The organism is Rhizobium sp. Root708, from assembly GCF_001429725.1.
Lineage (GTDB): Bacteria > Pseudomonadota > Alphaproteobacteria > Rhizobiales > Rhizobiaceae > Rhizobium.
This window is the reverse complement of sequence record NZ_LMHV01000003.1, coordinates 98,875-123,641: the sequence shown is the minus strand read 5'-3', so window position 1 is coordinate 123,641 and position 24,767 is coordinate 98,875. Positions and strand designations below refer to the sequence as shown.

Annotated in this window: 23 protein-coding genes; 17 read left to right on the top strand and 6 right to left on the bottom strand. The window is 60.9% G+C overall.

Features of this window, described 5'->3' with window-relative positions:
- The first annotated feature begins 117 nt into the window (after nucleotides 1-117).
- From ASE04_RS03760 to ASE04_RS03750, 3 genes are read left to right on the top strand one after another with little or no spacing between them, the layout of a single operon-like run.
- Nucleotides 118-582: a MarR family winged helix-turn-helix transcriptional regulator gene (locus tag ASE04_RS03760; RefSeq protein ID WP_056812211.1), complete on the top strand. Its 465-nt coding sequence runs from the start codon at nucleotides 118-120 to the stop codon at nucleotides 580-582.
- Nucleotides 575-1,801 carry an HlyD family secretion protein gene (locus ASE04_RS03755; RefSeq protein WP_056812208.1) on the top strand — a complete coding sequence of 409 codons (1,227 nt, stop codon included), beginning with the start codon at nucleotides 575-577 and terminating at the stop codon, nucleotides 1,799-1,801. The genes ASE04_RS03760 and ASE04_RS03755 overlap by 8 nt, the downstream gene beginning before the upstream one ends.
- Nucleotides 1,794-3,335: a DHA2 family efflux MFS transporter permease subunit gene (locus ASE04_RS03750; RefSeq protein ID WP_056812205.1), complete on the top strand. Its 1,542-nt coding sequence runs from the start codon at nucleotides 1,794-1,796 to the stop codon at nucleotides 3,333-3,335. Before ASE04_RS03755 ends, ASE04_RS03750 begins: the two co-directional genes overlap by 8 nt.
- A gap of 3 nt (nucleotides 3,336-3,338) precedes the next feature.
- On the opposite strand, the gene ASE04_RS03745 is transcribed toward ASE04_RS03750, so the two are convergent.
- The 3 genes from ASE04_RS03745 to ASE04_RS03735 are packed head-to-tail and all read right to left on the bottom strand — an operon-like array spanning nucleotide 3,339 to nucleotide 5,217.
- Nucleotides 3,339-3,929 carry a DNA-3-methyladenine glycosylase gene (locus tag ASE04_RS03745; protein ID WP_056812202.1) on the bottom strand — a complete coding sequence of 197 codons (591 nt, stop codon included), beginning with the start codon at nucleotides 3,927-3,929 and terminating at the stop codon, nucleotides 3,339-3,341.
- Between the two features lie 30 nt (nucleotides 3,930-3,959).
- Entirely contained in the window at nucleotides 3,960-4,280 is a 321-nt protein-coding gene (locus tag ASE04_RS03740) for a hypothetical protein (protein ID WP_040674664.1), read from the bottom strand.
- Between the two features lie 46 nt (nucleotides 4,281-4,326).
- Nucleotides 4,327-5,217: a LysR family transcriptional regulator gene (locus tag ASE04_RS03735; protein ID WP_056812201.1), complete on the bottom strand. Its 891-nt coding sequence runs from the start codon at nucleotides 5,215-5,217 to the stop codon at nucleotides 4,327-4,329.
- A 120-nt stretch (nucleotides 5,218-5,337) separates the two neighbouring features.
- Between ASE04_RS03735 and ASE04_RS03730 the strand changes: the two genes are divergently transcribed.
- Both ASE04_RS03730 and ASE04_RS03725 read left to right on the top strand, forming a co-directional pair.
- Complete coding sequence (locus ASE04_RS03730) at nucleotides 5,338-6,078, top strand: SDR family oxidoreductase (protein WP_056812197.1); 741 nt, start codon at nucleotides 5,338-5,340, stop codon at nucleotides 6,076-6,078.
- Nucleotides 6,079-6,161: 83 nt separating this feature from the next.
- Nucleotides 6,162-7,061, top strand: coding sequence for an SDR family oxidoreductase (locus ASE04_RS03725; protein WP_056812194.1), 900 nt, complete (start codon nucleotides 6,162-6,164; stop codon nucleotides 7,059-7,061).
- Nucleotides 7,062-7,301: 240 nt separating this feature from the next.
- On the opposite strand, the gene ASE04_RS03720 is transcribed toward ASE04_RS03725, so the two are convergent.
- A complete protein-coding gene (locus tag ASE04_RS03720; protein ID WP_056812191.1) occupies nucleotides 7,302-8,213 on the bottom strand; it encodes a LysR family transcriptional regulator in 912 nt (303 codons plus the stop codon).
- A 168-nt stretch (nucleotides 8,214-8,381) separates the two neighbouring features.
- On the opposite strand from ASE04_RS03720, the gene ASE04_RS03715 reads away from it, so the two are divergent.
- The 12 genes from ASE04_RS03715 to ASE04_RS03660 all read left to right on the top strand — a co-directional run bounded on the left by ASE04_RS03715 (nucleotide 8,382) and on the right by ASE04_RS03660 (nucleotide 22,312).
- On the top strand, nucleotides 8,382-9,203 hold the full coding sequence (locus ASE04_RS03715) for an alpha/beta hydrolase fold domain-containing protein (protein ID WP_056812393.1): 822 nt from the start codon (nucleotides 8,382-8,384) through the stop codon (nucleotides 9,201-9,203).
- Nucleotides 9,204-9,244: 41 nt separating this feature from the next.
- Nucleotides 9,245-10,435: an efflux RND transporter periplasmic adaptor subunit gene (locus tag ASE04_RS03710; RefSeq protein ID WP_056812188.1), complete on the top strand. Its 1,191-nt coding sequence runs from the start codon at nucleotides 9,245-9,247 to the stop codon at nucleotides 10,433-10,435.
- Between the two features lie 123 nt (nucleotides 10,436-10,558).
- Nucleotides 10,559-13,759 (top strand): efflux RND transporter permease subunit, encoded by a 3,201-nt coding sequence (locus ASE04_RS03705; RefSeq protein ID WP_056812185.1) that lies wholly within the window; start codon nucleotides 10,559-10,561, stop codon nucleotides 13,757-13,759.
- A gap of 231 nt (nucleotides 13,760-13,990) precedes the next feature.
- Nucleotides 13,991-14,650 (top strand): response regulator transcription factor, encoded by a 660-nt coding sequence (locus tag ASE04_RS03700; protein WP_056812183.1) that lies wholly within the window; start codon nucleotides 13,991-13,993, stop codon nucleotides 14,648-14,650.
- A 2-nt stretch (nucleotides 14,651-14,652) separates the two neighbouring features.
- Nucleotides 14,653-15,954, top strand: a complete 1,302-nt coding sequence (locus tag ASE04_RS03695; protein ID WP_056812180.1) for a sensor histidine kinase — start codon at nucleotides 14,653-14,655, stop codon at nucleotides 15,952-15,954.
- 86 nt (nucleotides 15,955-16,040) lie between these two features.
- Entirely contained in the window at nucleotides 16,041-16,301 is a 261-nt protein-coding gene (locus ASE04_RS03690; RefSeq protein WP_056812177.1) for a hypothetical protein, read from the top strand.
- Between the two features lie 31 nt (nucleotides 16,302-16,332).
- Entirely contained in the window at nucleotides 16,333-17,109 is a 777-nt protein-coding gene (locus ASE04_RS03685) for a COG4705 family protein (RefSeq protein WP_056812175.1), read from the top strand.
- A 290-nt stretch (nucleotides 17,110-17,399) separates the two neighbouring features.
- A complete protein-coding gene (locus ASE04_RS03680; RefSeq protein ID WP_244490326.1) occupies nucleotides 17,400-18,083 on the top strand; it encodes a dimethylsulfonioproprionate lyase family protein in 684 nt (227 codons plus the stop codon).
- A 76-nt stretch (nucleotides 18,084-18,159) separates the two neighbouring features.
- The gene (locus ASE04_RS03675) at nucleotides 18,160-18,375 is read left to right on the top strand and encodes a hypothetical protein (RefSeq protein ID WP_056812170.1); all 216 of its coding nucleotides are present in this window, start codon (nucleotides 18,160-18,162) and stop codon (nucleotides 18,373-18,375) included.
- A gap of 158 nt (nucleotides 18,376-18,533) precedes the next feature.
- Complete coding sequence (gene denD, locus ASE04_RS03670; RefSeq protein ID WP_056812167.1) at nucleotides 18,534-19,517, top strand: D-erythronate dehydrogenase; 984 nt, start codon at nucleotides 18,534-18,536, stop codon at nucleotides 19,515-19,517.
- Complete coding sequence (locus tag ASE04_RS03665; RefSeq protein WP_056812164.1) at nucleotides 19,517-20,413, top strand: NAD(P)-dependent oxidoreductase; 897 nt, start codon at nucleotides 19,517-19,519, stop codon at nucleotides 20,411-20,413. The genes denD and ASE04_RS03665 overlap by 1 nt, the downstream gene beginning before the upstream one ends.
- A 117-nt stretch (nucleotides 20,414-20,530) precedes the next feature.
- Nucleotides 20,531-22,312 (top strand): putative bifunctional diguanylate cyclase/phosphodiesterase, encoded by a 1,782-nt coding sequence (locus tag ASE04_RS03660; RefSeq protein ID WP_056812160.1) that lies wholly within the window; start codon nucleotides 20,531-20,533, stop codon nucleotides 22,310-22,312.
- 28 nt (nucleotides 22,313-22,340) lie between these two features.
- Here ASE04_RS03660 and ASE04_RS03655 read toward each other — a convergent pair whose 3' ends face one another.
- Both ASE04_RS03655 and ASE04_RS03650 read right to left on the bottom strand, forming a co-directional pair.
- Nucleotides 22,341-23,354 (bottom strand): NAD-dependent epimerase, encoded by a 1,014-nt coding sequence (locus ASE04_RS03655; protein WP_056812157.1) that lies wholly within the window; start codon nucleotides 23,352-23,354, stop codon nucleotides 22,341-22,343.
- A gap of 2 nt (nucleotides 23,355-23,356) precedes the next feature.
- Nucleotides 23,357-24,673 (bottom strand): UDP-glucose dehydrogenase family protein, encoded by a 1,317-nt coding sequence (locus ASE04_RS03650; RefSeq protein ID WP_056812153.1) that lies wholly within the window; start codon nucleotides 24,671-24,673, stop codon nucleotides 23,357-23,359.
- Nucleotides 24,674-24,767 lie beyond the last annotated feature (94 nt).

Genomic DNA, 24,767 nt, shown 5'->3' with positions numbered 1-24,767 from the left:
AAACACTGCGGCATTTTGGTCGCGCTGCACGAATCTGTAGTCGGCGTACTTGTGCGCTGCACACGCTTAATATATCTGAGCACATTATAAGTGTGCTTATGATTGGCGCAGATATCAATGAACGACAATCCGACCCTCGGTTTCCTGCTGCACGACATCGCGCGCTTGCTCCGCAAGCGTTTCGAACAGCGTGCGCGCTGCCTCGGCCTCACACGTTCGCAGTGGCAGACCCTGGCTTATCTCGCGAACAACGAGGGCATCCATCAGGGCGGATTGGCCGAGATGCTCGAAATCGAGCCGATCACACTTGTTCGCATTCTCGACAAGCTCACGGATCGTGGGCTTATCGAGCGCCGGCAGCATCCGACCGACCGTCGTATCTGGCTACTCTATCTGCGGGACGAGGCTCGTCCGCTGATGGGGACGATGCGCGACATCGGCGATGTGACGCGCGGCGAAGCTTTGGACGGCATATCCGCCGAGGAGCGCGAAAAGCTGTTCGAAGTGCTTTCCTTGATGAAGATCAATCTAGTCAATGCGTGCCGTACCCCCCTGGCCGAAAATGAGACCAACCATGGCTGACAAGTCCTCCCTGCGCGTCGTTGCAGACGCAAATGCCAAGAACCCAATCGAAGAAAACGAGGCTTCCCCCCGCGAGGAAACGGTGGCCGAGGCGCCTTCATCCAATTCAGCGCCCGCCACTGCAGTGGCTGCGCCCGGCGGCACAAAGGTCCGCCGCCGGCGCAGTCTCACGCGGCCTGTTCTCTTCGCCTTGCTGCCGATCGCTCTCGTCGTCGGCGGATATTACTATGTCAACGGCGGTCAGATCATGTCGACCGACAATGCCTATATCCAGGCCGATATGATGGGGCTGACGACCGACGTTTCCGGTATCGTCGACCAGATCAACGTGCATGAGAACGAAGCGGTGAAGAAGGGCCAGGTGCTCTTCAGCCTGCAGCAGGATGCGTTCAAGATCGCGCTTGAAGGTGCGGAGGCGCAGCTTGGCGCCGTGCGCAACCAGATCCTGAATATGCAGGCCAGCTACCAGCAGGGGCTTGCCGAAATTACCCAGGCGGAAGCCGATATTCCGTACTATCAGACCGAATTCGACCGCCAGCAGAGCCTGCTGAACAGCTCGGCCGCGACACGGACCGCCTACGATCAAGCCAAGCATAATCTCGATGCCGGTCACCAGAAGGTCACCGTTGCCAAGGCCGAGGCAGCAGCGACGCTGGCGCAGCTCGGCGGCAATGCCGATCAGCCGGTCGAACAGAACCCGCTCTATCTCGAAGCCAAGGCGAAGGTCGACGACGCCCAGCGCGAACTCGACCATAGCGTCGTCAAGGCGCCGTTCGACGGCATCGCGACGAACGTCAACTCGCTGCAGCCGGGCTCCTATCTGCAGGCGTCGACGCAGGCCTTCTCGCTGGTTTCGGACAACAATCTCTGGATTGCGGCGAGCCCGAAGGAAACCGAGCTCACCTATGTGAAGCCCGGCCAGCCGGTGACGATCTATGTCGATACCTATCCGGGCGTCGAGTGGAAGGGCAAGGTCGAGAGCATCAGCCCGGCCTCCGGTTCCAGCTTCTCGCTGCTGCCAGCGCAGAACACCACCGGCAACTGGGTGAAGGTCGTGCAGCGTATTCCGATGCGCGTCAGCATCGATAACGCCGCCGGAAAGCCGCCGCTTCGCGTCGGCATGAGCACCGTCGTCGACGTCGACACGGGTCGCGCCCGCGGCCTTCCGGATTTCGTTTCCAAGCTTTTGGGCCGCTCGGGCGGCAAGGACCATGAGTAACGCTGCATCATCCCCGGCCACCCCGGTTGCCAATCGCGGCGCGATCACGGCTTGCGTCATTCTCGCCGTGATCATGCAGGCGCTGGACACGACCATCGCCAACGTCGCGCTGCCCTATATCCAGGGAAGCGTCTCGGCGAGCGCCGACCAGATCAACTGGGTTTTGACCTCCTACATCGTGGCGGCTGCGATCATGACGCCGCCATCGGGCTTTCTCGCCGCCAAGTTCGGGCGCAAGCGGGTACTGCTGGCGGCGATCGCCGGCTTCGTCTTCGCGTCCATTCTCTGTGGCCTTGCGCAATCGCTGAACCAGATCGTCGCCTTCCGCCTGTTGCAGGGCTTGTTCGGCGCGTCGCTCGTTCCCCTCTCTCAGGGCATCCTCCTCGACATTTATACTGTCGAGGAGCGCGGCTCGGCCATGGCCTTATTTGGCGTCTCGGTCATGGTCGGGCCGGTCCTCGGACCTGTCATCGGCGGCTGGCTGACCGACAACATCAGCTGGCGCTGGGTGTTCTACATCAACATCCCGATCGGTGCGCTGGCATTCGCCGGCATCGTGATCTACGTCACGGAAACGAAGCTGGATGCGCTGGCGAAGCTCGACTGGTTCGGGTTCGGGATGATGAGTCTCGGCATCGCGTCGCTGCAGCTCTTCCTCGATCGCGGCGAACAGCTCAACTGGTTTGCGTCGGGCGAGATCATGGTCGAGGCCATCGTCTGCGCCGCCGCCTTCTATCTCCTGATCGTGCATACGCTGACGGCGCAGAAGTCCTTCGTCAATCCGAGGCTGTTCCTCGACCGGAACTTCTCGGTGAGCATGCTCTTCATCTTCGTGATCGGCATCACCTATCTCGCCTCCCTGGCGCTGATGACGCCCTATCTGCAGACGTTGATGGGTTACCCTGTCATCACCGCGGGTATCGTCATGGGGCCGCGCGGACTTGGCACGATGCTTTGCATGTTCATCGTCGGCAAGCTGATCGGCAAGGTCGATACGCGCCTGCTTCTGGTGCTTGGTCTCGGCCTGACGGCCTGGGCAATGTACGACATGACGGGCTGGACGCCTGATGTTTCGCAGTGGACGATCATTTCCGTCGGCTTCATTCAGGGCGCCGGGCTAGGCTTCCTGTTCGTGCCGCTGACGACGATCGCCTTCTCGACGCTGCCGGCGCACATGCGCGGTGACGGCACCGGCCTCTACAATCTGTCGCGCAACATCGGCTCGAGCGTCGGTATCTCGATTGTTTCGGCGCTGCTGGTGGAGAACGCACAGGTCAACCACGAGAACATCGCTGCCTATGTGACGCCGTTCAACCGCGCCTTCGAGGCAACGGCGGCGCAGGGTATGAGCCCGCTGACCGCGGCCGGTCGTGCGGCGCTCAACGAGGTGATCACCCTGCAATCGACGATCATAGCTTACATCGACGATTTCAAGCTGCTGATGCTGATGTCGCTTGCGGTCATCCCGCTTGCGCTGCTGCTGCGCAAGCCGAAAGTCGCGCCTGTTTTGGATCACAGCGCCGTCATGGAATGATGTTCAGCGAAACGGTTTGCTGAGATAGCGAGACCCGGAGATGCCGAAGCGCCAAGGTGCTTCGGCATTTTTCGTTATGCCGATGCGTTTGCCGGCGACAATTTCGACAGGAGCTGAAGGGGCAATCGAGAAGGGCGGCTGATCGAGGAGCCTGTCGTTTAGGGACAGGTCGATACCGAGCGCCTGGCAAAGCTTGCCGGGGCCGCTGCAGAGTTGCGTCATCGCATCGTTGTTGCGGCGCTCGATCATGGTCGCGATGCCGGCTTCGGGCTCGACTGCGCGGATCAGCACAGCGGAGCCCGGGGTGCAGACGAAATTCACGCACCAATGCATGCCGTAGATGCGGTAGATGTATATGTTGCCGGGCTCACCGAACATGGCGCGGTTGCGCGGTGTCGGCCCGCGAAAGGCGTGCGAGGCCTCGTCATCAGGGAAATAGGCTTCGGTCTCGGTTATCCGGCCGCCGACATCGCCGACAAGCAGATGGCAGCCAAGCAGATCCCGGGCAACGGCAATCGCGTCGCGCTCGAAAAAGCGCGTGAGATCAGGGCCGGCAAGGGGAGCAGCGCCGATCGCACCGGCGGCATGTGTCATCTGCTTCAGACCTTCGATCCATCGGACACTCTAGTGGCCGACCTTGGGATCGTGCGCGGAAATCGACGATCCGGTCACCGATACGGGATCGCTGGCGGGGAAGGTATCCTCGAGACCCTCTTCCAGTTCCTCTTCCAGAAGTGCGGCATCCTTGCCGCGTGCCCCGTCGACCTGGGAACTCTGAAGTGTCGCGGCAAGCAACGCCCTGGCGCGGGTGATCGCGTTGTCGCTCGTCAGCCCGGGAGAGGCCGCGGCATAAAGCGTGACCGATATGTTGTTGCCGGACTGATCCGTGAAAATGACAACGAAGCCGCCGTCTTTCGGATGTACGGTGACGTCTGTGATGGCCATGGAAATCTCCGGGTTCTGGCAGTTGCTCCAAGTGAAACGCTTTTCGCTAGGATTGTCGAGCAAAGACCTTCACCAGCCAGTCGATGAAAACGCGAACGCGCGGAGAGAGCTGCCTGTTTCGCGGATAGAGCAGCGAGACGGGCGTCTCGGTCAGCGGAAAATCCGGCAGCACATGAACGAGCGTGCCATCGGCCAGATCCTTTTCGGCGTGATATCGCGGCACCTGGATCAGGCCGAGGCCGAGCCGGGCTGCGGATATGAAGCTCTCGGCGGCATTCACTGTTATCGTCGCGGGCAGGGTGACGTTGCGGATGTTTCCAGCGACCAGGAATTCCAGGGGCAGGACACCACCGGTCGCGGTCGAGCGGAAGCCCACCATGCGATGACCGTCGAGCTTGTCGGGATGCTCGGGCATGCCATGCCTTTCAAGATAGGCGGGAGAAGCCAGCGTGACTTCTTCCAGCATGGCGACGCGTCGCGCCACCATGTCGCTGTCCTGAGGAACGCCGACGCGCAGCACGCAGTCGATGCCTTCGCGGACGAGGTCGACCAGTCGGTCGCCCTCGCTCATGTAGAACTCGATATCCGGATAGGTCGCGAGGAAGGACGGAAGGCTCGGCAGTACGAAGTGGCGGGCAAGCGTGCCGTGCACGTCGACGCGCAAAATTCCCTTCGGCTTGGCGCCGGCGAAGGCGCCCTCGGCATCCTCTATGTCGGCAAGGATGGAAAGACAGCGTTGATAGTAGGCTTCGCCATCGAGCGTGGGGCTGACATGGCGCGTGGTTCTCTGCAGCAATCGCACGCCGAGGCGGGCTTCCAGCTGCTTGACCGCATCGGTGACCGTGGAGCGCGGAAGGCCGGTATCCTCGGCGGCGAGCGTGAAGCTTCGCCTCTCCACGACGCGGGAAAACACCCGCATGGCATCGAATCTGTCCATCTTTTTTGTTCGCCATGTCCGGATAGTGATGCCGAATAATGGCTGATTATCCGCCATTCGAAAAGTGACATCTTTTCCTCATCGAAAACGCGGCAAGCCGCATCGAGAAGGAGAAAGGCAATGAGCAGCAACGAGAACAAGGTCGCACTGGTCACAGGCGCATCGAGGGGCATCGGCGCCGCAATCGCGGAACGGCTGGCCAAAGACGGTTTCACCGTCGTCGTCAACTACGCAGGCAACGCAGCACTTGCCGAGACGCTGGTGGAAAAGATCGAGCAGAGGGGCGGCAGGGCGCTGACGGCGCAGGCCGATGTCAGCGATCCCGCAGCCGTCCGTCGCATGTTCAACGCCGCGGAAGCAGCCTTCGGCGGCGTCGATGTGCTGGTCAACAATGCCGGGATCATGCAGCTCTCGTCGATTGCCGATGCCGACGATGGCAATTTCGATCGCCAGGTCAGCGTCAACCTGAAGGGCACCTTCAACACCCTGCGCGAAGCCGCAAAGCGTCTGCGCAACGGCGGCCGCATCATCAATTTCTCAACGAGCGTTGTCGGTCTGAAGCTTGAAAACTACGGCGTCTACGCCGCGACCAAGGCGGCCGTCGAAACGCTGACGGCGATCATGTCGAAGGAAATGCGCGGTCGTGAAATCACCGTGAACGCCGTGGCTCCCGGGCCGACAGCGACCGACCTTTTCCTCGATGGCAAGTCGGATGAACTGATATCCCGCATGTCCAAGATGAACCCGCTGGAGCGCCTGGGAACGCCCGAGGACATCGCTGCTTCCGTCTCATTCCTGGCAGGCCCCGATGGTTCCTGGATCAACGGCCAGGTTCTGCGCGCCAACGGCGGCATCATCTGACCTCCAGCCTTCAGCGGCGGGCTCGGCCCGTCGCCGACTCTCGACATCAGACTTAACCGGTCACTATTCGAAGGAACAGAACAATGGAAAAGCAGGTCATCGTCATAACAGGTGCGTCCAGCGGCTTCGGCGCTCTCACCGCACGCATGCTCGCCGGGGAAGGGCATATCGTTTACGCCGGCATCCGCGATACGGCGGGCCGCAACGCAAAGGCGGTTGCCGATATCGCGACGTTCTCGCGGGACAACAATGTCGATCTCCGCTCGGTCGAGCTCGATGTCGTCTTGGATGCGTCGATCGAAGCCGGCATCGCAAAGGTGCTCGAACAAGCGGGCAGGCTGGATGTGATCATCCACAATGCCGGTCGCATGTCCTTCGGGCTTGCCGAAGCATTTACGCCGGAGCAATATGCTGAGTTGTTCGACATCAACGTCTTGTCGACGCAACGGGTGAACCGCGCCGTGCTTCCCCACATGCGCAAGCGAGGCAAGGGGCTCGTCGTCTGGGTGTCTTCTTCCAGCACGCGCGGCGGCACGCCTCCCTATCTCGCACCCTACTTCGCGGCCAAGGCGGCGATGGACTCGGTTGCCGTCTCCTATGCGTCAGAGCTAACGCGCTGGGGCATCGAGACTGCGATCATCGTGCCCGGCGCCTTCACCAAGGGCACCAACCACTTCGCGCATTCCGGTTCGCCCGCCGATACGGCGCGCGCGGCCGAGTATAACGACGGCCCTTACAAGGGTGTGCCGGAGCAGGCGTTGCAGGGACTAGCCGCGCTTGAGCCTGCCGATGCGGATGCCGGTGCCGTTGCGACTGCGATCGCGGAGGTCATCGCGATGCCCTTCGGCAAGCGGCCGTTCCGAACGCACATCGATCCGTCGGAAGATGGTGCTGAAGTGGTCAATGGTGTTGCTGATCGGGTTCGCGCCGAGATGTTTCGCCGTATCGGCCTGGAGGATTTGCTGAAGCCGGCCGTTCACTAAACCGTGATACGGGCCATTGTTCCGTTTTTGCGAACCTTTTATGCACGAATCAGCACTTAACAAACTGCAAAAAGCAGGCTTATATTAGTTTTGTAAAGGCGACTGGAAGACCTCCAAGTCCTGGCGCCAACCTCAGATACCGGCCGAGCCATTTCCCTGGTGACGCGGCAGGGTCTGAAAGGAATTTGAAGACAGACAGTTGCGGCCCGTCGAAGGAACCCCTTCCGGGCCGCAACTGCATCATGGATCATTCAGCTTCGCATCCGAGAGCAGCTTCACCAGCCAGTCGACGAAGACGCGGACCTTGTTGCTGAGGTGCCGGTTCGGCGGATAGACGATGTAGAGCGGCAAGGGCTCGCGGCTCCACTCCGGAAGAAGCTCGACGAGACTACCCTTGGCAAGCTCCTCACGGATCATGAAGCGCGGCAGTTGCGCGATTCCAAGCCCGTTCAAAGACGCATTGACGAACGTCCGGCTGTCGTTGACCGAGACCAGATAGCGCGGATTGACCTCCAGCGCCTCATTGTCCTTGCGGAATTCGAAGGGAACCGTCCGGTTGGTCTGTGCGCGGAAATAGCTCACCGAATAGTGAGAATTTTCAAGATCTTCCGGCCGCACCGGTTTGCCGAATTTTTCGATATAGAGCGGTGCTGCACAGGTGATGAGATCCACCTCCGACACCCGCCTTGCGATCAGCGACTGATCGGCAGGCGTGCCGGCGCGAAGCGCACAATCGACGTTCTCCGCCAGGTAGTCGACCGTGCGGTCTCCGACGCCGAGGTCGATGCGGATGTCGGGGTACTTCTGGTAGAAGTCGCAAAGCGCCGGGATGACGATCCAGTCGGCAAAGGCGCCGGCCATCTCGACGCGCAAGCGGCCGGTCGGCAGGCCTTGCGAGTTCGAAAGGCTGCCATCGAGCTCCGCGAGCTCCGAGACGATCTGCGCCGCTCGCTCGTAATAGAGGGCTCCATCTGTCGTCACCATGACGCGGCGGGTGGTGCGGTTGAGGAGCTTGGTGTGCAGATGGGCTTCAAGCCCCTGTATGAGATTGGTCACCGTCGCCTTGGGCATGGCGAGTGTATCGGCGGCCCGTGTGAAATTGCCCGTCTCTACGACGCGAATGAAAGCGCGCATTGCCGAGAGCTGGTCCATCGGAAATCACCTAAGCAGGTTGCACTGCGGTATTGTTCGAAATTCGGAATAGTGTAATCGTTACGAAGCTTCTTATTCCGTCGGGGGAATAACAATATCTTTTTTTCAGAAATTGCAAGCGGCCGTGGCTCGCAATACGTTATGTCGGTGAAGCGAGAGTCCGAAACAATGACGGTGCAGGTGAAAGATATCGTGTTTGAAAAGGTGGCCACCGGCCCCGTTTCTGCACGCGTCTATCAGGGCGCCGAGTTTGGTAAGGGTTCGCCGATCGTGTTGTTCTTCCACGGTGGCGCTTTCCTGCAATCCGGCGTCAAAGACAATGTGGTTGCCGAGTGCCTGGCGAAAGCCGGTGCGATCGTTGCGGTCCCCGATTACAACGCGCCGCTCGGCAACGTCTTTCCGAAGCCGCTCGAGGTCGGTTACTCGATCTTTTCCTATCTTGCCAACAAGCGCGCGTCCGGGATCGGCGACCGCAATTCGCTGCTGATCGTCGCCGGCGAAGAGGCAGGCGGCAACATTGCTGCGGGCGTCGCCTTCAAGGCACGCGATCATTATGCGGATGCGCTCAATGGTCAGGTTCTGATCTCGCCGCTGCTCGATCCGTTCATGGGCACGTCGTCGATCCGCAAGGCGGATGGCATCGGCATGCGTCAGCGCTGGGCCGAAGGCTGGAGCCATTACCTCAGCGGCGGCGGTTGCCATCCCTATGCTGCGCCGTGTCTGTGTTCCCGTATTTCGGGGGTCGCCCCGGCACTTGTTCTGACGGCGGAGGATGATCCGCTGCACGACGAGACCGTCGGTTACGCCGATCGCCTGAAACAGGCTGGTGTCCCAGTTCGCCGGAATGTCCTCCCCGCCGGGGCAGGCTGGCCATTGCTTTACGGCGGGAAATGCGAACAGGCACCGAACTGGCAACAGACGATCACGGATCAGTTCGAGAGCTTCGTTCAAGAAATTAGCAGCCAACCTATTGCATTGAAGACGAACTGATTGAATTCGGCCACTGAGAGAGGGCCGTAAGGAGAGTACCAATGACGTCCAGTAAAAAGCGCTGGGCCCTTGTGGGCGCCGGCTTGGGCCTTGCTGCGTCCGTTTCGGCCGCAGCCATCTTTTTCGAACTGCCGATGAGCTCGACTGCAACGGCGGCTTCCACACCTGCGCAGGCTCCCGCTGTGCCGGTGACGGTTGCCGTCGTCGCCAGCCGTGACGTCACGACATGGCAGGAGTTTTCGGGGCGGCTCGAGGCCGTCGACCGCGTGCAGGTCCGTTCACGCGTGGCCGGTGCCGTCCAGTCCGTGCACTTCCGCGAAGGTGCGCTGGTGAAGGCCGGCGATCTGCTGTTCACCATCGATCCGGAGCCCTACCAGGCGGCGGTTTCGCAGGCGGAAGGACAGACTGCCTCCGCCGAGGCCAAGGTCAATCTTGCTCAGATCGAACTCGAGCGCGGCCGCAGGCTTTCCGACAACAAGACGATTTCGCAAAGCGATTTCGACCAGCGGCAGAATGCCTTCACCGAAGCGCAGGCCGGTCTTCGCACCGCTCAGGCGGCCCTTCGCTCGGCCCAGCTTCAACTCGGTTATACCGAGGTCCGCGCGCCGGTTGCCGGCCGCGTCGGCAAGATCGAGGTCACCGTCGGTAACCTCGTTGCCGAAGGCAGCACGTCTTCCGCGCTGACGACGCTTGTGTCGGTCGACCCGATCTATGCAAGCTTCAATGCCAGCGAGGAAATGGTGACCAAGGCGCTGGCTGAGTTGCCGGCCGGCGATGGCGCCGTTCCCGCTGTCGAGCAGATCCCGGTCGAGGTCGGTACGCTGGCCGACCAGGGTACGCCGATCAAGGGCAAGCTGCAGCTGATCGACAATCAGGTCGATGCGGCCAGCGGCACGATCGGCGTTCGCGCCGTCTTCGACAATCCTGGCGGCAAGCTCATCCCCGGCCAGTTCGTTCGCGTCCGCATGGGCGAGCCGAAGGCCGAGAACAAGATCCTGATCAGCGACCGCGCGATCGGTACCGACCAGGACAAGAAGTTCGTGTTCGTTGTCGATGCCGAAAACAAGGTCAGCTACCGGCCGGTCCAGCTCGGCCCGTCTGCGGACGGCCAGCGTATCGTCGAAAGCGGCCTGACTGTTGGCGACAAGATCGTCGTCAACGGCCTGCAGCGTATCCGTCCGGGTGCCGTGGTTGCACCGCAGGCGGAAGAGAAAGTCGCGGCGGCTCAGTAAGCCGAACTATCCGGAGCGCTTCGGCGCTCCGTGCAATTCCGAAATTACCTGACCCACCGGCGGCGTCCCAACCGCCGGAGAGGGTCGTTGCATCCCAAATTTCATCCCGGAGAGGGCTTTGAAATGAATTTTTCCAGATTCTTTGTCGACCGTCCGGTGTTCGCCGGTGTTCTATCGGTCCTCATCGTGGTCGCCGGCCTGCTTGGCCTGCGTTCACTGCCGATTTCCGAATATCCGGAAGTCGTTCCGCCATCGATCGTCGTGCGCGCCACCTATCCCGGGGCAAACCCGGAGGTCATCGCGCAGACAGTGGCGACACCGCTCGAAGAGCAGATCAACGGCGTCGAGGGCATGCTCTACATGTCCAGCCAGGCGACATCCGACGGCGTCATGACGCTGACGGTCACCTTCAAGCTTGGCACCGACCCTGACAAGGCACAACAGCTGGTTCAGAACCGCGTCTCGCAGGCCGAGCCGCGTATGCCGGAAGAGGTGAAGACCATTGGCATCACGACGGTCAAGAGCTCTCCCGACCTGATGATGGTCGTGAACCTGATCTCGCCTGACAACCGCTACGACATCACCTATCTGCGCAACTACGGCGTCCTCAACATCAAGGATCGGCTGGCGCGTATCGATGGCGTCGGCCAGGTGCAGGTGTTCGGCTCGGGCGACTACTCGATGCGTGTCTGGATCGACCCGCAGAAGGCTGCCGAGCATGGCCTTGCCGCCAGCGATGTCACCAATGCGATCCGCGGCCAGAACGTGCAGGCCGCAGCCGGCACCATCGGCGCTTCGCCGAGCCTGTCGGGTGTTGACCTGCAGCTGAACGTCAATGCGCAGGGCCGTCTGCAGACGCCCGAGCAGTTCGGCAACATCATCGTCAAAACAGGCACCAACGGCGAGATCACCCGCCTGCGCGACGTTGCCCGCATCGAGCTCGGCGCTGCTGATTACTCGCTGCGCTCGATCCTCGACGGCAAGCCGGCGGTCGCCATCCCGGTCTTCCAGTCCCCGGGTTCGAACGCCATTACCATCTCGGACGAAGTCCAGAAGACGATGGAAGAGCTCAAGGCCGGCATGCCTGACGGCGTGAGCTACGAGATCGTCTATGACACGACGAAGTTCGTTCGTTCGTCGATCGAGAAGGTCGTCGACACGCTGCTCGAAGCCATCGCGCTCGTCGTCATCGTCGTCATTCTGTTCCTGCAGACATGGCGCGCCTCGATCATCCCGCTGATTGCCGTTCCGGTTTCGATCATCGGTACGTTCGCGGTGATGTATGTCTTCGGCTTCTCGATCAACGCGCTCAGCCTATTCGGCCTCGTGCTGGCGATCGGTATCGTGGTGGATGACGCGATCGTCGTTGTCGAAAACGTCGAGCGAAACATCGAGAATGGTCTCAGCCCGCGGGCTGCCACCTACAAGGCCATGAAGGAAGTGTCTGGCCCGATCATCGCGATCGCGCTGGTGCTCGTCGCGGTTTTCGTGCCGCTCGCCTTCATCTCTGGTCTGTCTGGACAGTTCTATCGCCAGTTCGCGCTGACGATTGCGATCTCGACCGTCATTTCGGCCTTCAACTCGCTGACGCTGTCTCCTGCTCTGGCTTCGCTGCTGCTGCAGGATCATCACGCCAAGCGTGACTGGCTGACCCGCGCCATGGACGCCGCATTCGGCTGGTTCTTCCGTGGCTTCAACAAGGCCTTCGGCGCCGGTTCGCGGGGCTACGGCAAGGGCGTCGGCGGTCTGCTGTCGCGCAAAAGCATCGTCATGCTTGTCTATGTGGTGCTGGCAGGCGCGACCTACGGGCTCTTCAACGCGGTGCCGGGTGGTTTCGTGCCGGCGCAGGACAAGCAGTATCTGATCGGCTTTGCCCAGTTGCCGGATGCCGCCAGCCTTGACCGAACCGAAGACGTCATCAAGCGGATGAGCGACATCGCCATGGCCGAGCCTGGCGTCGCGCATGCGATTGCCTTCCCTGGTCTGTCGATCAACGGCTTCACCAACTCCTCGAACGCCGGCATCGTCTTCGTGACGCTGAAGGATTTCGAGGAGCGCAAGTCGCCGTCGCTTTCGGGCGGTGCGATCGCCATGTCCCTGAACCAGAAGTTCGGGGCGATCCAGGATGCCTTCATCGCGATGTTCCCGCCGCCGCCGGTCAATGGTCTCGGCACGACGGGCGGCTTCAAGATGCAGCTCGAAGACCGTGCCGGTCTCGGCTATCAGGTGCTCGACGAGGCCAACAAGGCGATGATCGCCAAGGCCTACCAGACGCCTGAACTGACAGGCATCTTCTCGGCCTACCAGATCAATGTTCCGCAGCTCTATGCCGATCTCGACCGTGAGAAGGCGGAACAGCTTGGCGTCCCGGTAACCGACGTTTTCGAGACGCTGCAGATCTATCTCGGTTCGCTCTATGTCAACGACTTCAATGCCTTCGGCCGCACCTACAGCGTGCGCGTCCAGGCCGACGCCAAGTTCCGGGCACAGCCCGAGGATATCGGCAAGCTGAAGGTTCGTTCGGCATCGGGCCAGATGATCCCGCTGTCTGCGCTCCTGAAGGTGAACGCGACAACCGGGCCGGAGCGGACCAACCGTTATAACGGTTTCCTCTCCGCCGATATCAACGGCGGTCCTGCTCCGGGCTTCTCCTCCGGCCAGGCTCAGGCAGCGATCGAAAAGATCGCCGAAGAGACCTTGCCGAAGGGAATCAGCTTCGAATGGACGGATCTGACCTATCAGCAGATCCTGGCGGGCAACTCCGGCGTGGTCGTCTTCCCGCTGGCACTGCTGCTTGTCTTCCTCGTGCTCGCTGCACAGTATGAGAGCCTCGCACTTCCGATCGCGATCATCATGATCGTGCCGATGGGCGTGCTGGCCGCGTTGACAGGCATCTGGCTGACCGGTGGAGACAACAACATCTTCACGCAGATCGGTCTGGTGGTCCTTGTCGGCCTCTCGGCGAAGAACGCGATCCTGATTGTGGAATTCGCCCGCGAGCTGGAATTCGAAGGACGGACTCCGGCTCAGGCTGCCATCGAGGCAAGTCGCCTGCGTCTGCGCCCGATCCTGATGACGTCGATGGCGTTCATCATGGGCGTCGTGCCGCTGGTGGTCTCCACCGGTGCCGGTGCCGAGATGCGTGCGGCCATGGGTGTCGCGGTCTTCTCGGGCATGATCGGCGTCACCTTCTTCGGCATCTTCATGACGCCCGTCTTCTACGTGCTGGTCCGCAAGCTGTCGGGCAACCGCCCGCTGATCCAGCACAAGGAACACGAGCACGACGAGGAAGAAGCCGAAATCATCCGACTCGCCGCCGAATAACCCCCATTCAGCGGCGAGACGTGGAAAGGCGGAGCATTGCTCCGCCTTTCCTGTTTGGTGGCGGTGCCTGCGTTCCGTCTTATTGCTTGAACGTATGGAGTTGGCGCAAAGCCATCGACTATCGATGTCGGCTACCGGCCCATTGCGGAATTTGAGCAATCTCTTAAAACACACTGATGGACTACGCATTACCGCGTCGCCACGCTGATAAACCCAAGATTTAGAGCATCGATGCGTCTATTGCTCGTTGAAGATGACCGGATGATTGCAGATGCTCTCCTGAAAGGATTTGAGCGGCATGCAGTATCTTTAGACTGGGTGAAGGACGGCCCAGCAGCGCTTGAAGCTATCGATCTTGCCGAATACGCCGTCGTTCTTCTCGATCTTGGCTTGCCAAAAGCTGATGGAATGCAAGTGCTGGAAAGTCTCCGTCGAAACGGCCAGGGCATACCTGTCCTTATTGTCACTGCCCGGGACGATCTCTGCAGCCGGATAAAAGGTCTCGATCTTGGAGCTGACGATTACATCCTGAAGCCGTTCGAATTCGATGAACTGATGGCTCGTATCCGTGCCGTCGTCCGTCGCAGAGCGGGTCATGCGCAGTCGCTCGTTGAGGCGGGCGAGGTAACGCTCGATCTCGCTACCCATGCGGTGACTTTTCGTGAGGCGACCGATACGCTCCCCGCCCGCGAATTCGCGTTGCTGGCGGCGCTGGCGGAACGGCCAGGCGTGATACTGTCACGCAACCAGCTTGAAGAACGCATTTACGGCTGGGGAGAGGAGGTCGAAAGCAATGCGATCGAGGTGCTCATCCATTACATACGCAAGCGCTTCCACAAGGATATCATCCGCAATATCCGAGGCGCTGGCTGGACGATACCGAAGGCCTAATCATGTCACTCCGCCGCACTTTCATCCTGGTCTTCTCAGCCCTCCTGACGGCGCTGGCGGCCTTTGCAGCGGCCTTTTCGTATTACAGCGCCCGTAATGAAGCGTGGGGCATCCTCGACTTCCAACTCCAGCAAATAGCGCATGTTGTTGGGGATGGCAGCAGCGTCACACCTATGAAGTCGGCAGCAGCGTCGAGCGACGAGGTGGTTGCGCTTCGGATCATTCCTCAGGACGGACAGCCACCGATTACCAATGATCTCTCCGTGAATTTCCCGGAACCGACCATGCCTGGCTTTTCGACATTCAGCAGCGGCGATGTCGAGTGGCGGCTCTACGCCGACGTCCGGCCGGAGCGAACGGTCTTGATAGCCCAACGCACAGCCGAACGCGATGAACTAGCGGCGGCTGCTGCCTGGAACAGCGCATGGCCTTTCCTGCTCGCCATCCCGCTCTCGTGGATCGTTGGCTACTGGCTGGTCGGCGCGATCATGCAGCGGCTGCAGGTCATCGCCACGAGAGTTGAGGCGCGGGCTGTCGAAGATACGGAACCTCTTGCCGTAGAGGATGCGCCACTTGAGGTGCGGCCATTGGTGACCGCCATCAACAGCGCCTTTGACCGCGTGAAGGCTACGCTTGAGCAACAGCGGGCCTTTCTTGCCGATGCGGCGCACGAGCTTCGTACGCCGGTGACCGCTCTCTCGCTCCAGATCAGCAATCTGAAGCAAGCAACAGGTTTGCAGGAACGGGACGCGGCTATTGCCGAGCTCGAAGCCGGGGTTCGCCGTGCCAAGCAGGTGGCGACCCAACTGCTTGGGCTGGCCCGAAGTGAAAGTGCTGACGGGGTCGGCGTCGTATTTCCGCCCGCGAAGCTGTTGGATGCAGTCAAAGACTGCCTTGGGCGGTTCTTGGTCGCGGCTGATGCCAAGCGTATTGACCTGGGGCTAATGCAGTCAGGCACTTGTTCGGTTCGGATCGATCCGGTCGAACTGGCGGCCATTCTCGATGTCGTGGTGGACAATGCCCTGCGCTACACGCCGGAGGGCGGTCAGGTCGACCTCGCAGTCAAGACCGACAACCTAAGCGCTATCGTCACCGTGACCGATGATGGTCCCGGCATTCCCGATCAACTTAGGGAACGCGTCTTCGACCGCTTCTTCCGCGTTGATAGCTCAACGTCCGACGGGACCGGCCTCGGTCTCGCCATCGCACGCAATCTTGTCGGTCGCTACGGCGGTACGATCCGGCTGACTGAGGCTCCCGATGGTTCCGGCCTCAGGGTGGCACTTTCCTTCCCGCTAGCCTGATTCCCCCTTCTAAGTTTCTCCTAAGTCTCGTCGGCAATGGTGTGACGGTACCCGGTGGGTGCCACCACACGATTGGAGACAAACAGATGAAGCGTACTGCCAACCTCTTCCTCGCCGCCCTCATGCTCGGCTCTGCCGCCTTTGCCGTTCAGGCTTATGCGGCCAACCAGCCCTGTGAAGATGCACTGAAGGAATACCGGGCCGCCAAGGCGACGGCCAATCTCTCTGCTGACGTGATGAAGAAGGCTGACGAGCTGGAAGCCAAGGCCGTCGAGCGCTGCAATGCAGATGACGACAAGCGGGCCGACCAGTTCGTCGGCGACGCCATGAAGCTCCTCGGCAAATAACTGCACCGACGTGACCTTAGGAGACGCCCCAATGAACAACTGGTCACCCACCACTTTCGACCAACCCGCCAGTCGTGTTCCCGAGGTCACGGTCGACTTCTGGCTGATCAAGCTTTTGGCCGTGACCATGGGCGAGACTGCCGCCGACTTCCTCAACGTCAACCTTGGCTACGGACTCACTGCGACCTCGGCGTTTATGGCAGGAGTATTCCTCTGCGCATTGGCGATCCAGTTCCACCAGGGCCGCTACGTGCCGTGGTCCTATTGGCTAACCGTCGTGCTGATAAGCGTCGTCGGCACCTTGGTAACCGACAATCTAGTCGACAATTTCGGCGTTTCGCTCATGACGACGACGGTAGGCTTTACCATCGCTCTCGCTGCGACCTTCGCCATCTGGCACGGCGTCGAAGGGACCTTGTCGATCCACTCGATTTTCACCGCCCGCCGCGAAGGCTTCTACTGGCTAGCGATCCTGTTCACCTTTGCGCTCGGTACCTCGGTCGGCGACCAGGTGGCGGAGAAGTTCGACCTCGGTTACCTCAACACCGGTCTGCTCTTCGGTGGCCTCATCGCGGTCATCGCGCTTGGCTACTATAAGACCAGGCTCGATGCGATCACCGCCTTCTGGCTGGCCTATATCTTGACCCGACCGCTTGGAGCGTCATTCGGCGACCTCCTCTCACAGCCCAGGGAGTATGGTGGTCTAGGCCTCGGTACCGTAACCACCAGCATTGGCTTTCTAGTCGCTATCATAGCGACTGTCGTCTATGCGACGATACGGTATCTCAGGGTGCCCCGAACTGCATGAACGAACGGGCGCGTAAATGTATAAGCTGGGATAAACCGGTCGATGGACGTGTTCTGCCATCGACCCGAAAGAGGGATCGGTTGCTGGCATTAGCAAGTGGCGCGAATTTCATGTCAGAGCATCTCTCCGCCCTTGCTTGAGACTATCACCATGAAGTTGGTCTGCTCGGGCCGATTTTTGCCATGCCGATCTGCAGGCTTCTATCTGAGATACCGAAACCACGCGATCACCGTTTCCTTTTTGGTCGCGTCGCGATAAGTGATCTGCGCGCGGTAACAAAGGAGTCGTCCGTGGCGAGCTTGAAATCCCGGCTGAGACGGGAGGCAGACCTTCTTCTGCATCGCGGAACGAGAGCCACCCAGGGGGATTATTCCGTTCGCCGTGCGAGCAGGCCGGTTGCCGTTCAGCGCCTGATCGGTGCCTTGGGAAATATCATGCTGTCGGACAGCACGCCGATGATGGAGAAGTTCGTCGCCGGCAAGGTATTCCACCGTCTCCAGGAGCCCGGCGCTGTCGCCAACAAGCCCGTTACGGTCATGCCGCTGGCGAGCCAGATGCAGTTTGCGCTTCGCCACCTGTCGCAGAAGGGGCCGTCCTTTGCGGAAGTCGCGGCCGCGATCGGCGATCTTGCCAAGAGCCTGGAATGGGTTGCCAGCAAGACGGGGCCGTTCGCAAGCCTGAATATCGAGCACACGCACGCGCATGCCGTGGTGGCAGGGGCCTCGGGCGTCGAAGAACGGGACGACGTCGCTCTCGGCCTAACGATCATGGCGCCTTACACTCGTTTCCCTGATCATATCCAGTACCGTTCGAGGGTGTTTCTCGCGCTGTCGGATTGCGAATTCTCCTGCGACGACAAGGGCTGGCAGCGCGGATCGGTCGGATCCATCTTCTTCAACGACGCGGGCCATAACGTGGCGATGCGTTGCACGGCGCGGCCGCTCCTCGCGGCATGGTGCCACGTCGAGCGGTGACTCACCCGTTCCGGCATCTTCCGTTCACGTAAGGTTCATTGCCAGGGGTATTAGCTAGTGTCGAGGAGGTGCTGTCATGACCAAGACAATTTCGAACGCTGCGAAAGCACCGCTTGAGGACCACGAAGTCGCACTTTGCCAACGTGTGCTGCACCGTTTGAGCAGAAAAGCCGCGACGGACGCGGGAGATCTCGATGATCTGGCCTGCCTGATCCTACATCTCTATCAGGATGGCGTGCGAAGCGAAGACAGGCTCGAACATATGCTGACGCCTGTCCCGAATCTTGCCTGACGGCAGGGGCTTTTCGGTCCCGAGCACTTAGGCCAGAGATGGGCCGGGCTATCTCTGACAGCCCTATTTTTCTGTTCCCATGATCCCTCAGATATGCCTTGATGAACGTACGTCGGGCGAAGGGAGTCGCGCCGCGAGCCAAAGCTTGGAGGAGCGTGATGCACATCGCAATTGTCGGCGCCGCAGGTATGATCGGGCGCAAGCTCGTCGCGCGCCTGGTTTCGGATGGAAGTCTCGGCGGGCATCCGCTGACGCGTCTTTCGCTCGTCGATGTTGCCGAACCGGAGCGCCCGCAAGGCTTTGCCGGTCGTGTCGACAGCAGCTCGATGGATATTTCCCAGCCGGGAAATGCGACGGCACTGATCGCTGCCAGACCGGATGTCATCTTTCATCTCGCGGCGATCGTCTCCGGCGAGGCGGAGCTCGATTTCGAGAAGGGCTACGGCATCAATCTCGAAGGAACGCGATCGCTGTTTGAGGCGATCCGGCTCGCGCATCTGAAGGACGGTTATCGCCCCTGCGTCGTCTTCACATCGTCCATCGCCGTGTTCGGTGCGCCGTTCCCGGACGTCATTCCCGACGATTTCAATCTCACACCGTTGACGAGCTACGGAACGCAAAAGGCTATGGGCGAGCTGCTGCTTGCCGACTACACGCGTCGCGGTTTCCTCGATGGCATCGGTATCCGCCTGCCGACGATCTGCGTGCGGCCCGGCAAGCCCAACAAGGCGGCGTCGGGCTTCTTCTCCGGAATCGTGCGCGAACCGCTCTCCGGCCAGGCCGCGATCCTTCCCGTTCCGGATACGGTGCGCCACTGGCACGCATCGCCGCGCTCGGCCGTCGGCTTTCTCATTCATGCCGCGAGTATCGATCTGCAGTTATTGGGTTCGAGACGCAGTCTCACCATGCCCGGGGTCAGCGTCACGGTCGGCGAGCAGATCGAGGCGCTGCGTCGCGTTGCCGGTGAAAGTGCGGTCGCTCTCATCCGTCGCGAGCCGGACGAGTTGGTGATGAAGATCGTGCAAGGGTGGCCCCAGGCGTTCGAAGCAAGGCGGGCGCTGGAACTCGGTTTTGCAGCCGATCGTTCGTTCGACGACATCATCCGGGTTCATATCGAGGATGAAATGGGAGGAGAGCTCTAATGGGCGCTGCGTCGCGAAATATCGCGTTTCTTGGAACGGGCCTCATGGGAGCGCCGATGGCGCGACGCCTGCTCGATGCGGGCTTCGCGGTAACTGTCTGGAATCGCGATTCCGCCAAGGCGCAAGCGCTTGCAAAGGACGGGGCCGTCATCGCAGAGACGCCCGCCCTTGCCGCCAAGGGTGCGGCGGTCGCCTTCACGATGCTCTCCGACGGAAAGGCGGTCGAAGACGTCCTGTTCCTGCAGGGGGTTGCGGAAGCTCTGCCGCAAAACGCCACCGTCATCGATTGCAGCTCCATCGCACCGGCGCAGGCGCGAGACCACGCAGCGCGGCTTGCCGCGCTCGCGATCCGGCATCTCGACGCCCCGGTCTCCGGCGGTGTCGTCGGCGCGGCAGCCGGTACGCTTGCGATCATGGCGGGCGGGGATGGAGCGCTTATTACCGAACTGGCTGACGTCTTCGGGCCGCTTGGCCGTGTCACGCATGTCGGGCCGAGCGGTACCGGACAGCTGGCAAAGCTCGGCAATCAGCAGATCGTTGCCGTTACGATCGGGGCCATTGCCGAGGCAATGATGCTGGTGCAGGCCGGCGGCGGTTCGCCCGAGGCTTTTCGGCGAGCCATCCGCGGCGGATTTGCCGAGAGCCGGATACTCGACATTCACGGGCAGAGGATGGTCACGAGGGATTTTGGCCATGCCGGACCATCGAAGCTGCAGCTGAAGGATCTCAACAATATTCTTGCCGTTGCCGAAGACCTGTCGCTGGCCTTGCCTTTGACGGAGGCCGTTCGTGCGGAATTTGCTGCGTTCGTCGAAAGTGGCGGCGGTGACGTCGATCACAGCGGCCTGCTGTTGCAGCTCGAGAAACAGAACGCAAATGCGCGCAATTCCGTCTGATGGAGACGGGCTATCGAAAATAGACGTCGTTCCTGCGGCACAATCATTGATGGATTTTTAGTTTGTTCTAATTAACATCTCGCGCGACGGTTGGTTTGGCCAGGTCTGTCGCAGGGAATGCATGAGGCTGAGACGGTTTTGGTACCAAACGACACCACACGGTCGGAGCGGGAATTTCGGGATCTCTTGAGACGCCTTGAACTGGCGCTCGATGCATCTCAGATCGGTGTCTGGGAACACGATCTGCAGCAGAACGAGATCTCCTGGGATCTGCAGATGCACCGGCTCTACATGACGGGGCTGACCGGTGGCAAGGTGTCTACGGCCGTTTGGGCGGACGCAATCCATCCTGATGATCGCGAGCGGGCTGAACAGGATTTCAGCGATGCGGTGGCGCGGAGAGGGCAGTATAATTCCGAATTCCGCATCATCTGGCCGAATGGCGAGATCCGCCATATCCGGTCACGCGCGCATTTCTACATCAGCGACGATGGCGCGCCTTCGTTCATCGGCGCGGAATGGGACGTGACGGCCGATGTGCTTCTGACTGACGAGGCCGCACGGCAGAGGACTGTCGCGGAGGCACGCGCACTCGATCTGGAGCAGAGTGCGGCGCGCGTCGAATATGCCGCCGAGCATGATTACCTCACGGGTCTGCCGAATCGGCGCCTTTTCGACAAGCGGCTGGCGCAGTTGGTGGACGATCCTGCTGCCCTGAAACTTGCCGTGCTGCATCTCGATCTCGATGAGTTCAAGCAGATCAACGACACTTACGGACACGCCGCCGGCGATGTCGTGCTGCGCGCGGCCGCCACACGGATCAAGGCTGCACTGCCGAAAGGCGCAGTCGCTGCCCGGATCGGGGGAGACGAGTTCGTCATCATCCTCGTCAATTTTGGAAGCATCGACGAGCTTCGCGACGTTGCCCGGGATTTGCAGCGCCGATTGCGTAAGAAGATACGCTTCGGCCGCGAGCAGCTGCAATCCGGTGCGTCGATCGGCGTTTCCTGTTCTATCGATCGCAAACGCGCCAATCTCCTGGCCGAGTCGGATATTGCGCTCTACCAGGCGAAGGCATCGGGCAGAGACCGGATCGAGTTCTTCACGCAGCAGCTGAAGGACGATCTCATGGGTCGTCGGCGGATTGCCGAGGAATTGAGGACGGCGCTGACGGAAGGCGAGATCGTGCCCTTCTATCAGCTGCAGGTGGATGCTCGCACGCGCGCGGTCGTCGGGCTCGAGGCGCTGGCGCGGTGGAAGCACAAGGACAGGGGCGTGCTTCTGCCGGGAGAATTTCTGAAAGTTGCCGACGAGTATGGCCTGACTGCCGAGATCGACTCCATCATGCTACGGCGCGTGCTGGAAGATCGGCGGACGTGGGAAGGGCGGGGAGCACAGGTGCCACGAATCGCCGTCAACATCTCGGGACAGCGGCTCTACGATCCGCTGCTTTCCAAGGAGTTGCTGGCGTTGAACGTGCCGCGCAATGCCATCGTCTTCGAGCTGATCGAGACGATCTTCCTCGATGACTGCGACGACGAATTGCTGGAAAGCGTCGAGCGGATCAAGCAGATGGGCATCGAAATCGAGATCGACGACTTCGGTTCCGGTCATGCCTCTTTGATCGGACTGGTCCGGCTGCGGCCTACGCGTCTGAAGATCGATCGGCAGCTCGTCGATGCCGTCGATACGTCAGACGAGCAGCGCCGCGTCGTGAAGTCGATCATCGAGATTGCGAAGGCGCTGGGCGTCAAAGTGATCGCCGAGGGCGTCGAGACCGAGAAGCATGCGGAAACGCTGGCGAAATTGGGGTGCGACGCGCTGCAGGGTTTTGCCCTCGGGCGGCCGGCACCGGCGTCTGAAATCGACAGGCTGTTCGAGGCGGCGACCGTCGACTAGCACTGGGCATTCGACCCGAAGCAGGAGGCTAGTCGAGCTCCGCCCGGGCCTCGACGTACCAGTCGACAAATGCCTTCACACCCTCGCGCAAGGTCGTCTCGGGCTTGTATCCGGTCAGTGCGACGAGCAGATCGGGGCTCGCGAAGGTTCGGGGGACGTCGCCCTTCTGCATCGGCAGCATCAGCCGTTTGGCAGGTTGGCCGAGCGCCTTTTCAACTGTATCCACGAAGTCGAGGAGGCTCACCGGCTGTCCGCCGCCGATATTGACGACCCGGAAAGGTGCCTGATGCGAAAGCGTGTCGGTATTCTCGCCCGCCACGCGGTTCGCTTCGGATGGGGCAACGGCCGAAAGCCGTAGGATCGCTTCCACGAGATCGTCGATATAGGTGAAATCACGGCTCATCTTGCCTTCGCCGTAGATTTCGATCGGCTGGTCTTCCAGCATGTTCTTGACGAACTTGAACAACGCCATGTCAGGCCGGCCCCATGGACCGTAAACCGTGAAAAAGCGGAAGGCGGTCGTCGGGATCTTGTGAAGATGGGCATAACTATGCGCCATCAGCTCCATCGATTTCTTCGTCGCCGCGTAGAAGGTCAGCGGCTCGTCGGCGCGGTCCATCTCATGGAACGGGACGGTCGGGTTGGCGCCGTAGATCGAGGATGTGGACGCCAGCATCAGATGCTGCACGCCGACATTCTTTGCAATCTCCAGAATGTTCCAGGAGCCCTCAAGGTTCGACGTCAGATAGGCCCTGGGGTTTTCGAGGCTGTAGCGAACGCCGGCCTGGGCGGCCAGATGCACGATCACGTCGGGGTTGGCGGAGGCAACCGCATCCTCGACAGCCTTGCGGTCTTCCAGCATGGCGGTCACGGCGCGAAAGCCCGGGAATTGCGCCAGCGCGGCGTTTCGCATCTGCTTCAGCTTGATGTTGTAGTAATGCGTCATTCCATCGAAGCCGACGACCTCGTGCCCGTCCTGCAGCAGGCGGCGGGCAAGATGAAATCCGATGAAGCCGGCGGTTCCGGTGATGAAATAGCGCATGCTCAGTTCTTCTCGCTCTTCTTGCCGACGGCGAAATAGCTGAAGCCATGCCGCGTGACTTCGGCCGTCGGGTAAATGTTGCGAAGATCAACGAGCACCGGCGTGCGCACCAGCCCCTTCAGCCGCTTGAAGTCAAGCGCACGGAACTGGTCCCACTCCGTTATCAGCACGACGGCATCGGCGCCTTCGGCGATCTCGTAGGCGTCGCTGCCGTAGGTGACCGGCCCCAAAAGGTCCTTGGCCGCGTCCATTCCTTCCGGGTCATAGACGTGGACGGTGGCGCCGCCGTCGAGCAGCGCCTGAACGATGGTGATCGATGGCGCGTCGCGCATGTCGTCGGTGTTCGGCTTGAAGGTCAGGCCGAGAACCGCAATCTTCTTGCCGCGCACGCTGCCGTCACAGGCGGCAATCACCTTGCGTCCCATCGCCCGCTTGCGATTGTCGTTGATCGCCACCGTCGTTTCGATCAGCCGGACGGGGCTGTCGTAATCCTGGGCGGTCTTGACGAGGGCGAGCGTATCTTTCGGGAAGCACGATCCGCCATAGCCCGGGCCGGGGTGCAGGAACTTGTCGCCGATGCGCTTGTCCATGCCGATTCCCTTGGCCACCTTCTGGACGTCGGCGCCGATCTGTTCGCAGAGATCGGCGATCTCGTTGATGAAGGTGATCTTCATCGCGAGAAACGCGTTGGCGGCGTATTTGATCAGTTCCGAGGTTCGGCGTTCGCAGAAATAGAGCGGCGCCTCGTTGAGATAGAGCGGGCGATAGACCTCGCGCATGACCTCGATGGCCCGCGGCTCCTCGGTGCCGAGAACGATGCGGTCAGGGCGCTTGAAGTCGCTGATGGCGGCGCCTTCGCGCAGGAATTCCGGGTTGGACACGACTTCGATGTCCTTGTCCGGGAACTCTTCGCGAAAAATACGCTCGAGTTCGTCGCCGGTGCCGACGGGGACCGTCGATTTGGTGACGACGACGGTGAAGCCTTCGACCGATGCGGCGATTTCACGCGCTGCGGCATAGACATAGCTCAGGTCGGCATGGCCGTCGCCACGGCGCGAGGGCGTGCCAACGGCGATGAAGACGACGTCGGCCGCGGCCACGGGGGCTGAGAGATCTTTGGAGAAGTCCAGGCGGCCGGAGCTGCGATTGTGCTCGATGATGGTGTCGAGGCCGGGTTCGAAGATCGGAACCTCTCCAGCCTCGAGGGCATCGATCTTGGCAGCGGATTTGTCGACGCAGGTGATATGATGGCCGAAATCGGCAAGGCAGGCGCCGGAAACCAGGCCGACATAGCCCGAACCAATCATCACAATACGCATGGGGTCATTCCCTGAGAAAAACGATCACGACCCGCCGGTCCAGCGGGTCGTGACGGTTTACAGGGGTAGTTTTATAAGTTCAAGACAAAGGCTC